Raw genomic sequence first — 14,999 nt, 5'->3', positions numbered from 1 at the left:
TGATTTTATAAAATAGACCTATAGGTTTATCATGAAAGATCCTGAAATAAATCCGATAGCTATCGGATCAGGATGACGATTAGCACCAAAAAAAACGGGGCGATCGTAAACCGATGCCCCGTTTTTTTATTCTTAAAATATTTGAGTATTTATTAACCTTATACCCTAATCCCCATACCCCAAACCTTATCTAGTATAATTTGGTGCTTCTTTGGTAATGGTGATATCATGCGGGTGACTTTCGCGCATACCTGCAGCGGTAATCTGTACAAACTGCGCTTCCTGTAAGGCTTCAATATTGGCTGCTCCACAATAGCCCATACTTGCACGTAAACCACCAATATATTGGTACATTACTTCAGCAAGGGTGCCTTTAAACGGCACGCGACCAACAATACCTTCAGGAACCAGTTTTTTAATGTCATCTTCCACATCCTGGAAATAACGGTCTTTAGAACCTTGCTCCATCGCTTCAATCGAACCCATTCCACGATATGATTTAAATTTACGTCCTTCGTAAATAATGGTTTCACCTGGCGATTCTTCTACTCCTGCAAATAAAGAACCTGCCATCACGGTGCTTGCACCTGAAGCAATCGCTTTTGCAATATCTCCTGTATGTTTAATTCCACCATCTGCAATAACAGGTACTCCTGTGCCTTTTAGTGCTTTGGCACATTCGTAAACAGCATATAATTGAGGAACACCAACTCCGGCAATGATCCTGGTGGTACAGATAGAACCGGGACCAATACCAACCTTAACGGCATCTGCACCGGCATCTGCTAAAAACTTGGCAGCTGCACCTGTAGCAATATTACCAACAATCACCTGTAAGTCAGGATACTTTGCTTTAACTTCTTTTAATTTATCTACAACTCCTTTGGTATGCCCATGAGCTGTATCGATCGTAATTACATCAACACCAGCATGCACCAAAGCATCCACCCGTTGTAAAGTATCAGCAGTTACCCCTACCGCAGCGCCTACTCTCAAACGGCCATGCTCATCTTTACAGGCTACCGGGTAATTTTTAACTTTAGAAATATCTTTAAAGGTAATTAACCCGCTTAAGTAACCATCTTTGCTCACAACTGGCAGTTTCTCAATTTTATGGTTCTGAAGAATTTCCTCTGCCTGAACTAAGGTAGTTCCTTCCGGAGCAATGATTAAATTTTCTTTAGTCATTACTTCAGAAATTGGCCGCTTCATATCCTTTTGGAAACGTAAGTCCCTGTTTGTGATAATGCCAACCAGTTTATTATCGCTACTTACCACCGGAATACCACCTATTTTATGCTCCTTCATGATCTTGAAGGCATCAGCAACCACAGCTGTTTCCAATAAAGTTACGGGATCTTTGATCATACCGCTTTCCGAACGCTTAACCTTGCGTACTTCGGCAGCCTGTCTATCGATCGTCATGTTTTTGTGTAACATGCCTATCCCGCCATTCTGCGCAATGGCAATGGCCAGTTCAGCTTCGGTTACGGTATCCATCGCAGCAGAAATCAATGGAACATTAAGCTTGATTTTTTTTGTTAGAAAAGTGGTTGTATTTACTTCACGGGGCAGAATTTCAGAGTATGCGGGTACCAATAGTACATCATCATACGTTAAACCTGTGGCAATAAACTTTGTGGAATCGAGTTGCATAGCAAATAAATTAGGATTTATTATTTGCCAGGCAAAGATACGAAAATCGAACGGAAATTAAAGCGTAAAGTTAAAAATGCTTAAATATTGAGTTCTTCTGACAATTACATCAATCAGATTAACGAGAATGATGCGGCTGATTTAGTCTGATTAACACCGAAAAAATTTTAAATAATTCGGATAATTATGATATAATTGCACCAACCAAAAAACTAATTTTATACATGCAGAAAAATGCTCTCAGATTTCTGACTCTAATGCTATGCTTTGGAGTGAGTACCCTTTATGCCCAAAACAATCCACCCGTAAAAAGAGAATTCAAGTTTGGTAAAATTGCACCGGCAGAATTCGAAGTAAAAGCTTCGGGGCAGGACTCTTCAGCCTCCGCAATAAAGCTGTTTGATGTTGGCGATTGCTATTTCGAATATAACAATAACGGCGGTTTTATTTATGTTTTTGAACGACACATCCGTTATAAAATTTTAAATAAAAACGGCTATGATCTGGCTAACTTCAATGTTGAACTTTATAAAAGCAGTAATTCTGCAAAAGAAGACCTCAGTTTTATGGATGCTGCGACCTATAATATGGTTGATGGCAAAATAATTACCAGCAAACTAAATAAAGATGCCAAGTTTACCGAGGCATTCAACAAAAACTATATCATCAAAAAATTTGCATTGCCCAATGTCAAGGAAGGATCGATTATTGAGTTCAAGTATAAAATCAAATCCGACTTCACATTTACTTTACGCGGATGGAAATTCCAATCCACTGTTCCTACACTGTGGTCTGAATACAATGTTAGAATACCAGAATACTTTGTATACAAAAACAATGTGAGCGGATACTACCAAATCGATCATCCGGTGCATGAAACCATAAACACCTCCTATATCCCGGGTTTAAGTTCGAATGCCGCTTACGATAAATATTGTGCTGAAAATGTACCGGCCCTAAAAGAGGAACCATATGTAACCACAATGGATGATTATACCCCCAAAATAGAATTTGAACTTCGTGGCACCCAATTTCCGGGAGAAATGTATCAGGATTTTAACGGCTCCTGGCCAAAAATCATTAAAGGCTTAGCTGAAGATGAAAATTTTGGTGGCTTTATTAACAAAAACGGTTATGCCAAATCAGTACTGCCGGGTATCCTGAAAGGTGAAAAAGATACCCTTACCGCAGTTAAACTCATTCTGAATTATGTTAAAAATAATTTAAAATGGGATAAGCAATACTCCAAGTATGCCAGCGAAACCAACCCAAAAAGTATTTTCGAAAAGAAAACAGGCTCATCTGCAGATATCAACCTTGCCCTGTTAAGTTTATTAAAAGAAGCCAGGATTGACGCCTTCCCTGTCCTCCTCAGTACAAGAGAAAACGGCGAACATCCGGGTTATCCGTTGGTATCGGCATTCAATAACGTAATAGCGGTTACGCAGATACAGAATAGCCTGTATTTTCTGGATGCGACAGACAAGGATCTGCCCGCTGGTATGTTAGACTACGAAAATTTGAGTCACCAGGGATTTTATATCGATTTAAAAAACACATCTGGCAACTGGCTTTCCACCGAGCCAAGTGTTTCTAGCGAAAAAATATTTGTATACAGTATGGTTTTAGACAAAGAGCATAAGTTAAGCGGACAGATCAGCCAATATTCAAAAGGTTATGCAGCACTAAGTCTTCGAAATAGATATAGAAAAACAAATAACGAGGCTGAGTTTATTAAAGACTTCAAAAAAGATAAAACCGGGCTTGAAATATCGGCATATAAGATCGATAATCTGGATAATCCGGATGAACTATTAACCGAAAGCATGGACGTTGTGATTGAAGATAACGTTGAAGAAGCTGGCAATCTGGTGTATTTTACCCCCCTGCTGTTTGAAAGAACAAAAGAGAATTTATTTAAGCTGGAGCAACGCAAATTTCCGGTTGATTTTGCCTATCCATTTAAAGAAAACTACCGCATTACGGTAAAATTCCCTGATGATTATGAAATAGATAAACTTCCTAAAGGAGGCATTTATAAACTTCAGGAAGACAAGGGTACCTTTGCCATTAACTATGTAATAGAAGGTAAAACCCTGATGGTAAAAAGTGCCATTAGCCTGAATAAATCGCTTTACACATCAGAAGAATATTTCGATCTGCAAGCATTATTTAAAGCCGTGGTTGAAAAGCAGGCCGAACAAATCGTATTTAAAAAGAAAGTATAATGAAGTATTATTTAAGTTTGCTATTCTCCGTTGCGTCTATTAATACCACATTTGCGCAGACGGATTACGATGTGGCGAAAATTTCTGAAAGCCTGAAACATGATGCTGTAGCCGTAGTAAGAAACGAAGAATCCTTTTTCGATGTTAAAGGACTGGGCGCGGCAAGAATGGATTATAAAGTAGCCATAACCATTTTGAATAAAGCCGGTGAACCATATGGTGAAATGGCTGAAGTTTACGATAAATTCAGCAACATATATAACATTAAGGCTGCCCTTTACGATGCTGCAGGAAAAAAAGTAAAAGACTATAGAAGTTCAGACATTAAAGACCAAAGCCTGATTTCGAACTTTTCGATTTTCGAAGACAACAGGCTTAAGCTTTTAAAATTTGTCAGTATAACCTATCCTTATACTATAGAATACAGCTTCAGCCAGGACTATAACGGATTACTTTCTTTTCCGTCATGGCGCGACCTTAAAGGTTTTGGCATATCGGTTGAAAAATCTGCCTACACGATTCAAAAGGCAAAAAATTACAAGATGAAGTACATTACCAGCTCAAATTTACCGACAGACTCGGTAATTAACGGCGAAAAATTACAGTACAGATGGAAAAGTGAGAATGTTGCTGCAGTTACTGAAGAGCCGCTGAGTACGGGCCTTGATAATGTTTCTTCATGGGTTAAAGCTTCCCCTAATGAGTTTGAATTCGATGGCTCAACGGGAAATTTTGATAACTGGAAAAATTTTGGTTCATGGATTTTCAATTTAAATCAGGGAGGGAATAAACTTCCAGAAGCAACCAGATTGATGGTGCAGAACCTGATCAAAGATGCCAAAACGCCAAAAGAAAAGATCAAAATTTTATACAACCACCTGCAGCAAAACACCCGTTATGTTAGTGTGCAATTAGGAATCGGTGGATTCAGACCAATTTTAGCCGAAAAGGTTGCGCAGGTAAATTACGGCGATTGTAAAGCGCTTTCCAATTATATGAAGGCTTTGTTAAACGAAGCAGGAATCGCCTCCAATTTAATTGTGATTGGAAACGATATGCCTAGTTTAAATCTGGATTACTCCAGCATGGGGCAGGCAAACCATATGATTTTATGCGTTCCACTTGAAAAAGACACGACATTTTTAGAATGCACCAGTCAATTTAAACCCATGGGATTTATCGGTTATGGCAACTCTGACAGGAATGTACTGATGGTGACCGAGGATGGAGGAAAGATTGTGCATACCCCGGCTTACCATGCCAAAGAAAATTATCAGAACCGAAAAACCAAAATTACGCTGGCAGAAGACGGTACAGGTACCTCTGAAATTAAGGCTACCTATGGTAACGCACAGTTTGAAGAAAATTTTTCGATGACATTGATGGAACCTGTTGATCTCCGCAAAAAAATAATTGAAAACAGTTCTATACCGGTAGCAGAACTTATTAGCTACAAATATATGCAGCCAGATAAAACGGTTCCGGTACTTACTGAAGAAATCAACTTTAAAACCAACCCCTTATTAACCAAAGGTGGGGATAAGCTGTTTTTGTTGGTTAACCAGATTAACCGCCGCGAGAGCGTTCCGCTTAAAGTAGAAGGAAGAAAAACATACTTCGCGGTTCCATTCAGTTATCATGATGATGACGAAATTAATTACATCTTACCAAAAGGATACCAGGTAGAATTTATTCCGAAAGACATCACGATCAACTCTGAATTTGGATCGTACACTGCGAAATTTAGTATTAAGGATAATATGATCGTTTACAGCCGCACGCAAACCATGAACAATAAGAAGTATCCGCCAGAAAAATATGGCGAATACGTAGATTTTTATAAAAAGATTTACCAGGCTGATAAACAAAAAGCTATCTTGACTAAAACTTTATAAATTGCAATGATTACTGAAAACCAATATTTTAATAGCAACGTTAAATCGTTAGGCTATGAAACTACTGAAGGAAAATCGACCATTGGTGTGATCAATCCGGGAGAATATACCTTCGGTACTGCCCAAAAAGAAGTGATGCATGTGATAGAGGGCCAACTTCAGGCGCTATTACCAGATGCCACCGAATGGATAAATATTGCTGCAGGAAACCAATTCGAGGTTCCTGCAAATTCATCATTTAAAGTAAAAGCGGCTGTGCAAACCGCCTATCTTTGCCAGTATAGATAAATTTAAAAAAGCCGTCATCTCGACCGAAACGCAGTGGATTTGAGAGATCTATATCGATAGATTTAGCTTCGCTGAACACTTCGTGGTTCTCGACTTCGTTGCACTTCGCTCGAAATGACGGCCTCCATAGGCTTAATTTCCACTTACTTCTTCCCGATCACAACTTCTATAAAATTTTCTGTAGTAAGGTATTTATTAGCCATTAGCAACAGCTCTTCAGCAGTAATTGTCTTCACTTTTTCGATGTATTTGGTATAATAATCATAATCCAGTCCTGCAAAATAAATATTCTTGAATTTGTCGGCATGTGAAAAAACGTTCTCCAGGCTGCCCAACATTGATCCCAGCATGTAGTTCCGAACCAGATCCAGTTCTGCTGCTCCAACGGGTTCATTTTTCAATAACTCGATCTCTTTGTAAATTTCTGTTAGTGCGGCTGAACATACATCTGCACCCACTTCGGTTGCAATAAACAGATAACCTGCCTGCTGTAATGAAGAAATACCAGAACCAATTCCGTAAGTATAACCTTTATCTTCGCGGATGTTGTTCATTAAACGCGAACCAAAATACCCGCCTAAAATTGTGTTTAACACCTGAAGCCCGCAAAAATCCTCATGTTTGCGGTTTATAGCCAACTGGCCTATTCGGATTGCTGATTGTAATGCATCTGGCTTTTCGGTATAAAGTACTTTTTTTTCAGTGGGCGTAAAACTAAAGTTATTTTTTATGGCATCACTTTTTTCCCAATCGCGGCCAAAAAAATCATTTAAAAGCTTAAATCCAGCATCATCGAACTTACCTGATATCACTATGGTGCAGTTGTTCGGAGCATAAGCAGCCTTAAAATAATCAAGCAGATCTTCACGTTGTAAGGCATCGTAATGGGCTGCTTTGATATTGACGCCATAAGCGGTATCGCCAAACAAAGCATTGGCAAATTCCTTTCTGGAAAGAATATCATTCTTTTTCAGGTTAACCTGTAACTTCTGCTTCTGGTTCTGGATATAAATATCAAGTTCATGCTGAGGAAACTGGCTTTCTGATAAAACATCTTTTACAACCGGTAATACCGAATGCAAATGTTTATTCAACGTGTACAATGTTACCGAAGATTGATCCTGTACGTATTCCGTTTGAAAAAATGCACCGTAAAAATCAATTTTTTCGGCTATTTCCCTTGCGGATAATTGATTTGTTCCATTGTTGATTAATGCGCTTACCGCAATGGCCTGCAATGGTTTTTCCAGGTTCCAGTTTACATTATCAAAAATAAACTCAATCCGTACCAGATCCTGTTCTCCGGAATAAATGGTATAAACGGGTACACCATTATCCAATACCTGTTTTTGCGGATGGATAAATTTTATGTTAGACACCTGCTTAAAATCAGGTGCTTGTTGTCTGTTAAGCATTTTCTTCGGTTAAATAATATAAAGTAGATGATGATTTAGGATTAAAAGTTTCGTTAGATATCCTTTTGATATCTTCTGCGTTTACTTTTAGGAACTCTTCGGTTTCACTGTTCAATATGGCGGCATCGCCCAACAGCTCATAGTAAGCCAGATTCATTGCTTTATCCAGCAGGTTCATCTCAGAAAAAACAAGTACCGATTCTACCTTATTTTTCACTTTAGTTAACTCCGTTTCTGAAACAAGTTCAGTTTTTAACTTCTCAAGTTCAGCCCAGATGGCTTTTTCTGCCGCTTCGACTGTTATACCTTTCACCAGTTTACCCTCTATAATGAAAAGTCCCGGATCCAAACTGCTTGAAATATAAGCATTGATATCACTAAAAAGTTGCTGTTCCTTTAACAGGCTATTGTATAACCGCGAAGACTGGCCACGCGATAAAATATCTGACAATAAATCAAAAGCGTAATAATCCCCGCTTAATCGTCCGGGCATTTTAAAAGCCATGTAAATCGCATTTAAAGGGACGTTAGCCTTAACTGTTTCTTTTCTGGCTTCGGTTTGCGGATCTTCCTGAACTAAATTCCGGTTATATTTCTCACCCGCAGGAATCGGTTCGAACCATTTTTCGGCCAGTTTTTTTACATCGGCTGTTTTCACATTTCCGCCAACAACTAAAATTGCGTTTTGCGGCGTATAATGTTTCTTAAAAAATGATTTTACATCATCCATTGTGGCATTTTCGATGTGCGAAAGCTCTTTACCTATCGTTGCCCAACGGTAAGCATGCTTCTGATAAGCCAGCGGACGTAATTTTAACCAAACATCGCCATAAGGCTGGTTAAGATAACGCTGTTTAAATTCCTCACTTACCACATTTCGCTGGGTATCCAGGCTCTTTTCAGAGAAAGCCAGGCTCAGCATCCGATCGCTTTCTAACCAAAAAGCAGTTTCGATATTTTCTGCTGGCAAAGTGATGTAATAATTGGTAATATCGTTACTCGTAAAAGCGTTGTTCTCTCCCCCTACCCGTTGTAAAGGTTCGTCATAACTGGGAATGTTTATCGATCCACCAAACATGAGGTGCTCGAACAGATGAGCAAAACCCGTTTTTTCGGGGTCCTCATCCCGGGCACCAACATCATATAAAATATTTAAAACTGCCATTGGCGTTGTTGCATCTTCATGCACCAAAACTTTTAACCCATTGGCCAGTGTAAAACGATTAAAATCTACCATAGGTGACAAAGATAATCGAATTGTTGAATTGCTAAATTGTTTAATCAATTAATCTGGCAAACACGACATAATTTTTTTCTTAAAATTCTGCAAACAAATTTGTAATTTTTTTATTACCTGTAATTATATAATTTTACAAAAATAAAACCAGAAGAAATATGCTCACCTATGCTATAATCGCGCTCGTTTTAGTGGCAACAAGTCTTTTTTTACTCAATTTTAGGAGGGAAAGCAATTGGCGCAAAAACAATAATGATACGTTTAGTTTTGTTATCTCACTAATATCCACCTTTACAGGATTGTTTATTGCCCTGGCGGTTAATACTTTTCTGGATAACATCGACAAAAAAAACAACTTAATTAAATTGTTGAACACCACTAATCTGGCAATAGAAAACTGCCAGATGAAAACGAAAGGAATGTATTTAAATACTTCCAATGCCGGACTGAATCTAACCGAAACCCTAAAGAAAACGCCTGTTGAACTACCTAAGTTATATCCCCAACTCGCAACAAATAGTTTGGTTAACGACTACTTTACACCAAATGCTTTTCAAGCTTATATTGTTTGTATCGACAATATGGAAACCTTTGTTAAAAACCTAAGCAATACCGAACAGAACAACAATGGAACGAAAATTGAGATTCTTAACCGGTATTTAAAATATTTAGAATTTGCTAAAAGTATTAACAATTTAGAAGTTGAAAGGCTCGGTGGGAACATTACTGAAGAACAGGAAACCACTTCTTTAAAGAAAATAGTTGACCAATTTACTACGTCGAAATAACATGAAAAATATCATTATAATCTGTTTGTTAACCTTGGGTTTAGCTGCCTGCAACACAGCTACAAAAAAGGAAGAAAAAATTGATTTTACTAAATCATATGAAACAGCGGCGCTCGCATTAACCGATGCACAATTGAATTATGATGCAGCAGTAGCAAGTAAGGATACCGCAAGAATAGCAGCTGCAAAAATACAGTTGGAAACCGCCAAAACAAATTATTTAAACAGTAAAACCTATTATACTGCAAATGGGGGCATTGTAAAAGCAGAAGATGATCAATTGCTTGCCAAAGCAAATACTTCTTTGGGTAAACCCGTTAATGACACAACCACTGTGGCCACTACGGCCGGAAAGTTTATAGATAGTACCAGGGTAAATGCTGATAAAAAGGTGAAACAGGTAATAGGCGCCATTGCAACTGGTGAAAGTAAGGTTAAACAAGTTTCAGATGCAGTTGCGGTTGGTCAAACTACAGTTAAAAATAATGTTGTAAAAGCTAACGAAGGCTTAAAAAAGGTTAATGACAGTACTAAAAAGCGTTTAGAGGAAATAAAAAAACAGGGAAATGATTTGCTAAACCTGTTTAAACGTAAGGCTGATACCACTAAAAATAATTAACAATGCACTGTTTTTTTATAAAACTGTGATTATAGTGATGCTTATTTCGAGTATTTTTGCTTTATGAATACAGCCGATTTACTGCAGCGGGCGCTACATTTTGATTTTTTAACGCAAGAAGAAGGTGTATACCTATACCACCATGCCGATACTGCATCATTGATGTTTGTAGCTAATGAGCTAAGAAAAATTCAAGTCCCTAGCGGTAAAGTAACCTGGCAGATCGACCGTAATGTAAATACCACCAATGTTTGTATTGCAAACTGTAAATTTTGCAATTTCTTCCGCAGGCCTGGTCACGAAGAAAGTTATATTACCGACATTGAGACCTATAAAGTTAAAATTGAAGAAACTTTCCGTTTAGGCGGAGATCAGTTATTATTGCAGGGCGGTCATCACCCTGATCTGGGCCTGGCTTTTTATGCCGATCTATTCAAAAAGTTAAAGGAGTTATACCCCGATTTAAAACTTCATGCTTTAGGTCCGCCAGAAATTGCCCACGTAGCCAAGCTGGAAGGCATCACGCATACCGAAGTATTAAAAACACTCAAAGAAGCCGGGATGGATTCACTACCTGGGGCCGGTGCTGAAATTTTAAACGATCGGGTAAGACGGTTAATTTCCAAAGGTAAATGCGGCGGGCAAGAATGGCTAGATGTAATGCGTGCCTGTCACCAGTTGGATATCACCACTTCAGCAACCATGATGTTCGGCCATGTAGAAACCATCGAAGAGCGTTTCGAACATTTGGTATGGATCCGTCAGGTACAAAGTGAAAAACCAGCCGATGCCAATGGATTTCTGGCCTTTATTCCATGGCCTTTTCAGGATGACGGCACTTTATTAAAACGACTGCGTGGTATCAGCAATACAGTAACTGCCGATGAATATATCCGGATGATTGCCCTGAGCCGCATTATGCTGCCAAATATTAAAAACATCCAGGCCAGTTGGTTAACCGTTGGCAAAACGACTGCCCAATTATGCCTTCATGCAGGAGCAAATGATTTTGGATCGATCATGATTGAAGAAAACGTAGTATCAGCAGCTGGTGCACCACATCGTTTTACAGCGAATGGTATCCAGCAATCCATTAAGGCTGCAGGTTTTGAGCCACAATTACGTGGTCAAAAGTATAATTACAGGGATTTGCCAGAGCATTTGGAAGAGCAGGTGATTACCTATTAAAAAAGTGTAAGCGGTAAGATGGGGATGAATAATGGAGGAGCAGTGCTAATTTTCAATAATCAATAGTGACAAGAGGTCTGGTAAATTTCCAGTTCATAATTCGGTAGAAACACAAGATGGTCCCCGCTTTATCCATCTTAAAATATAACAATCCTAAAAATCTAAACAACAAAGGGAAGTAAAACCAAAGTTCTACCTCCCCTACCTTAACTGCATTGCTTTATAGAGATAAATTTCTATAGATAGCCCCATTCTTTTTTGCTACCCATGGATGACCTATTCCGTCCACACCAACCTTATAACCTCTATAGCCCATATCATAAAAATCATATCCAGTCCAGCGAAATAGTTGGTAGTTTCCATCTGCATCTGCTGCACCACCAAGTAAAAATATATTATCAACATTATTTAAATGTCCAATTGCCAATTCTTTGAAAACGATATTTTGTGAAGGTGTATCAAAATAGGTATTGCCATTCCTACGAATTTTAAAATTTCCAGTATTATCAATAATAGCCATATTATAGTCTTTGCCCATACCAAATTTAACTGCTCCAATAAAAGTCTCATCAATCCAATTTGTACCGTTCCATCTCTTTATTAGGTTACCACCAGATGTAGCAGGCGTGGTACTTAAGATAAAAACTCCAGCATTACTTTGCGCAATTTCCAAAGCGTTCCCAGGTAATTGTACAGGAGTACTTCCATTAGTATAACCTCTAAAAATTTCATGATCAGCATTGATATAAAAAAGACCATCAGTTGAGTTAGCAATTTTTGTCCCAAAATAATTATAAGAGGTTGAAGTATTATAGTAAGAGTTGTACCAAACTAAATAACCATTTAGGCCTTCACCAAATGAAACAAAGTAAAAAATACTTTCAGATCCGCCTGCAGAAAATGATTCGGCACTTACGCTCGACATAACTTCCCAAGTTCCAACTGACTTAGGATACATTGTCCTAAGAGCAATTAGGTCATTATTTGTAAAGCCTTCAAAAGAATTTAAAGATAAGCTGCCGTTCATATAAGATGATGCATCAAAGGCTGCGGTGCCTGCGATTTGTATTTCATCCGAATCAGTACCATCTGTATGAGCTATTCCTATTGTATGAGCCAATTCATGAGTAATTGCCACAACTTTTTGAGCAAGCGGCAAACTACCGTGATTATTATAAATCCTGATCTGCGGACCAGGCACAACTACAAAATTCCCCGGAGGCATAAATGCATAACGTGGGATTTGAGCATCAGCAACTACGGATGAATTCGGATTAGTTGTACCTGTTTCACTAATCGTGATATTTTGACCTTCTGTTACAACTTTTATTTGTATTTTGCTAATAGTGGTTAAACTGTTAATGTTAAAGTTGCGTACAGCCTCCTGAGCAGCATTAATCCATTCTGGTGATGTCGCATTAATTTTTACCTTTAAATTAGTTATAAATTGATTATCGACAATCCATGGATTTTGATTCTGAATGTCTATGTATTGACGTTGTTGAATTAAATCTGGTCTACCCAACATCTTTCTGGATGAAAATAATTCTGCTAAAGTTAAATGGTTTTGATTTAAGGCTTTTTTTCCTGATTCAATTTCCAAGGCAAGTTTCACATCTGCTTTATAAATAAATACATCGTTTTGTATAACAAATGATGTATCTGAAAATGTAATGTCTGATTCTTTAACACCTCTTGTTGCACTTAGAAAACGAACAAGATATTGTAAACTGTCTGGAACATTTGATTTCTTATCAATTCTGTTTTCGGTAGCACTTTCTATATTATTTTGTTTTTTACAGGAGAACGTCAGCGCAAACACGATAATGGATAACGTTAATAAGATTTTATTTTTCATGATATTGAATTGAATGATTCATTTCAGTAAAATAATAACAATAGTCACAAACACGGAAAGAAATACATATAAAAAATACAACTAAAAGTTTTAAATAATACAATTAAATAAAAACTAAAAATACTTTTTTAATCAACAAAAAAGGGAAGCAGCCTAAACGCTACCTCCCCTACCTTAAACGAAACATTACCTAATTAATAATGTCAATATTTTTAAGCTAATTTTTTACCAGTCTTAATAAATTGGTTTGCAATTGTTTTAACAGCCGCGCCGGTTAAAAATTCGTCAAAACTTTCAGCTGCCTGAGTTTGCGAAGCGCCACCCAATCCATTAATCTCAACACCAGCTTGTACAGTATTTTGCTCCCCTGCATAAACGGCATCAACTGCTGAAATTCCTGTATCGTTACCATTAGCTGCATAACTTATCCAGGGTTTTAAAGCAACACCCAAAGAAGCAGCAACCATTTGACGGATATGTGATGCATGACGGGCTTCTACTGAATGTATCTGTAAAGCAGTGGTTAAAACTGCATTTCCTTTTAAAATCGGCGCTTGTCCTTTATAGGCACGTACACCAGTATCTTCAAAAGCTAAAGCAACTTTTAAGAAAGTTTGATAGTTGCTAAAAACATCGCCAAATGCTCCTCCAGCTGTAAAATCAAAATCAGCATCCACGTAACCATCAGCACCACTAATCTGTAAAGCACTTTTTAATAAATCAACGTGAGCTCTTTCATGTGCTCTAATCGTAGTGATCGCTGCATTTGAAGCCGTAGTAGGGAAAGTGATGGTTGAATTTGTTAAAGCGTGATTGTAATAATTATATTCCAGATACTCTAACGCCAATGCAAAGTTTAATACGTCATTAACTGTACTTGGGTTAGTTTGTCCATAAGCTTTTTGGAACATTGAACCCAAAGCAAGCGGCAATGCTGCCATCGATATTTTTTTACCAACATTGAAAAAATCTTTCATTGCTGATCTACGCGGACTTAATCTTTCATAGATCTCACCGTCCACTTTTTCTATTTCGTCTAATATATTTAAGATATTCATGATTGTCGAGTTTTAAAGATTAAAGGTTGATTACATTAATTTTGGTTTTCACATATTTTCCGGCAATTGCCAAAACTTTATCTGGTGTTAAGGCTCCATCCAAACCAGCTGAGTTGTTCGCACCTAATGCTGTTAAACTGTTTAAATCAGCAAAACTTCCATTAGAAATCTGATCTCTAACCCATGCCGCATGGCGCGCTTCTACTGAGACGATTTTACCTGCTAAAACAAGATAATCAGTAGTAGTAATACGTACACCAGCACCATTATAAGCGGACACGCCTAAATCTTCAAATGATTGAGCAGCAGATAAAACACCTGAAGCACTTGTAAAATCAATACTTGAAAAATCTACCTCCAAACTGCCGATTGCTGCAGTACTTAATGCTTTTTTAAAGAATTCTCTGTGGGCAATTTCATGAAACTGAACATCTTGAAAATATGCCTTCTGCGCAGCTGTAAATGCCGCAGGTGGTGCAGAAGCAACTTTAATGTAAAACGCAGCTTCTAATTGTTCCAAAGCATAAGCATAATTTAATACACCTATATCAGTTTTAAAATCCAGTGTTGCACCATTCATCGTTGGGTTATCATAACCGCGATCTTTACTACAGCCAGCAGCTACTAAAGCAATACCGGCAGCACCTGCACCTGCATACTGCAGAAAAGATCTTCTGCCCACAGCTTTGTCAAACAAACTTTTCTCCTGAAGCTCGCTTTTTGTTTCTAGTTCATTGTTTTTCATAGTCATCTATGTTTTAGTGGTTTT

General features: G+C 37.9%; 12 protein-coding genes. 6 read left to right on the top strand and 6 right to left on the bottom strand.

Features of this window, described 5'->3' with window-relative positions; translation table 11 throughout:
* Positions 1 to 186 precede the first annotated feature (186 nt).
* Positions 187 to 1,656 (bottom strand): IMP dehydrogenase, encoded by a 1,470-nt coding sequence (gene guaB, locus DV942_RS23040; protein WP_090987386.1) that lies wholly within the window; start codon positions 1,654 to 1,656, stop codon positions 187 to 189.
* A 224-nt stretch (positions 1,657 to 1,880) separates the two neighbouring features.
* Here guaB and DV942_RS23035 point away from each other — a divergent pair, with 224 nt between their 5' ends.
* The 3 genes from DV942_RS23035 to ppnP are packed head-to-tail and all read left to right on the top strand — an operon-like array spanning position 1,881 to position 6,067.
* Positions 1,881 to 3,884, top strand: a complete 2,004-nt coding sequence (locus DV942_RS23035; protein ID WP_145861410.1) for a DUF3857 domain-containing protein — start codon at positions 1,881 to 1,883, stop codon at positions 3,882 to 3,884.
* Entirely contained in the window at positions 3,884 to 5,779 is a 1,896-nt protein-coding gene (locus DV942_RS23030; RefSeq protein WP_145861408.1) for a DUF3857 domain-containing protein, read from the top strand. Before DV942_RS23035 ends, DV942_RS23030 begins: the two co-directional genes overlap by 1 nt.
* 6 nt (positions 5,780 to 5,785) lie before the next feature.
* Complete coding sequence (gene ppnP, locus DV942_RS23025; protein ID WP_145861406.1) at positions 5,786 to 6,067, top strand: pyrimidine/purine nucleoside phosphorylase; 282 nt, start codon at positions 5,786 to 5,788, stop codon at positions 6,065 to 6,067.
* Between the two features lie 143 nt (positions 6,068 to 6,210).
* Here ppnP and DV942_RS23020 read toward each other — a convergent pair whose 3' ends face one another.
* Together DV942_RS23020 and DV942_RS23015 are read right to left on the bottom strand one after the other, a co-directional pair.
* Complete coding sequence (locus DV942_RS23020) at positions 6,211 to 7,482, bottom strand: M16 family metallopeptidase (RefSeq protein WP_145861404.1); 1,272 nt, start codon at positions 7,480 to 7,482, stop codon at positions 6,211 to 6,213.
* Positions 7,475 to 8,719: a M16 family metallopeptidase gene (locus DV942_RS23015; RefSeq protein WP_145861401.1), complete on the bottom strand. Its 1,245-nt coding sequence runs from the start codon at positions 8,717 to 8,719 to the stop codon at positions 7,475 to 7,477. The genes DV942_RS23020 and DV942_RS23015 overlap by 8 nt, the downstream gene beginning before the upstream one ends.
* Positions 8,720 to 8,877: 158 nt before the next feature.
* Here DV942_RS23015 and DV942_RS23010 point away from each other — a divergent pair, with 158 nt between their 5' ends.
* The 3 genes from DV942_RS23010 to DV942_RS23000 all read left to right on the top strand — a co-directional run bounded on the left by DV942_RS23010 (position 8,878) and on the right by DV942_RS23000 (position 11,314).
* A complete protein-coding gene (locus DV942_RS23010; protein WP_090987400.1) occupies positions 8,878 to 9,507 on the top strand; it encodes a hypothetical protein in 630 nt (209 codons plus the stop codon).
* Between the two features lies 1 nt (position 9,508).
* A complete protein-coding gene (locus tag DV942_RS23005) occupies positions 9,509 to 10,126 on the top strand; it encodes a hypothetical protein (protein WP_145861399.1) in 618 nt (205 codons plus the stop codon).
* Positions 10,127 to 10,189: 63 nt separating this feature from the next.
* A complete protein-coding gene (locus DV942_RS23000; protein WP_090987404.1) occupies positions 10,190 to 11,314 on the top strand; it encodes a CofH family radical SAM protein in 1,125 nt (374 codons plus the stop codon).
* A 220-nt stretch (positions 11,315 to 11,534) separates the two neighbouring features.
* On the opposite strand, the gene DV942_RS22995 is transcribed toward DV942_RS23000, so the two are convergent.
* From DV942_RS22995 to DV942_RS22985, 3 genes are all read right to left on the bottom strand, one after another.
* On the bottom strand, positions 11,535 to 13,172 hold the full coding sequence (locus tag DV942_RS22995; protein WP_090987406.1) for a M57 family metalloprotease: 1,638 nt from the start codon (positions 13,170 to 13,172) through the stop codon (positions 11,535 to 11,537).
* A 212-nt stretch (positions 13,173 to 13,384) separates the two neighbouring features.
* A complete protein-coding gene (locus tag DV942_RS22990; RefSeq protein WP_090987408.1) occupies positions 13,385 to 14,230 on the bottom strand; it encodes a ferritin-like domain-containing protein in 846 nt (281 codons plus the stop codon).
* Positions 14,231 to 14,249: 19 nt separating this feature from the next.
* The gene (locus DV942_RS22985; protein WP_145861397.1) at positions 14,250 to 14,975 is read right to left on the bottom strand and encodes a ferritin-like domain-containing protein; all 726 of its coding nucleotides are present in this window, start codon (positions 14,973 to 14,975) and stop codon (positions 14,250 to 14,252) included.
* Positions 14,976 to 14,999: the final 24 nt, after the last annotated feature.

It is taken from the genome of Pedobacter suwonensis (genome assembly GCF_007833675.1).
In the GTDB taxonomy this organism is placed as follows: domain Bacteria; phylum Bacteroidota; class Bacteroidia; order Sphingobacteriales; family Sphingobacteriaceae; genus Pedobacter; species Pedobacter suwonensis.
Note: the sequence above shows the minus strand (reverse complement) of the source record. Positions and strands in the feature narration are given on the sequence as shown.

Coding starts and splice junctions, on each gene's coding strand:
- DV942_RS23030 (WP_145861408.1), top strand. CDS start 3,884: ATGAAGTATTATTTAAGTTTGCTATTCTCCGTTGCGTCTATTAATACC.
- guaB (WP_090987386.1), bottom strand. CDS start 1,656: ATGCAACTCGATTCCACAAAGTTTATTGCCACAGGTTTAACGTATGAT.
- DV942_RS22985 (WP_145861397.1), bottom strand. CDS start 14,975: ATGAAAAACAATGAACTAGAAACAAAAAGCGAGCTTCAGGAGAAAAGT.
- DV942_RS23020 (WP_145861404.1), bottom strand. CDS start 7,482: ATGCTTAACAGACAACAAGCACCTGATTTTAAGCAGGTGTCTAACATA.
- DV942_RS23005 (WP_145861399.1), top strand. CDS start 9,509: ATGAAAAATATCATTATAATCTGTTTGTTAACCTTGGGTTTAGCTGCC.
- ppnP (WP_145861406.1), top strand. CDS start 5,786: ATGATTACTGAAAACCAATATTTTAATAGCAACGTTAAATCGTTAGGC.
- DV942_RS22990 (WP_090987408.1), bottom strand. CDS start 14,230: ATGAATATCTTAAATATATTAGACGAAATAGAAAAAGTGGACGGTGAG.
- DV942_RS23010 (WP_090987400.1), top strand. CDS start 8,878: ATGCTCACCTATGCTATAATCGCGCTCGTTTTAGTGGCAACAAGTCTT.
- DV942_RS23015 (WP_145861401.1), bottom strand. CDS start 8,719: ATGGTAGATTTTAATCGTTTTACACTGGCCAATGGGTTAAAAGTTTTG.
- DV942_RS22995 (WP_090987406.1), bottom strand. CDS start 13,172: ATGAAAAATAAAATCTTATTAACGTTATCCATTATCGTGTTTGCGCTG.
- DV942_RS23000 (WP_090987404.1), top strand. CDS start 10,190: ATGAATACAGCCGATTTACTGCAGCGGGCGCTACATTTTGATTTTTTA.
- DV942_RS23035 (WP_145861410.1), top strand. CDS start 1,881: ATGCAGAAAAATGCTCTCAGATTTCTGACTCTAATGCTATGCTTTGGA.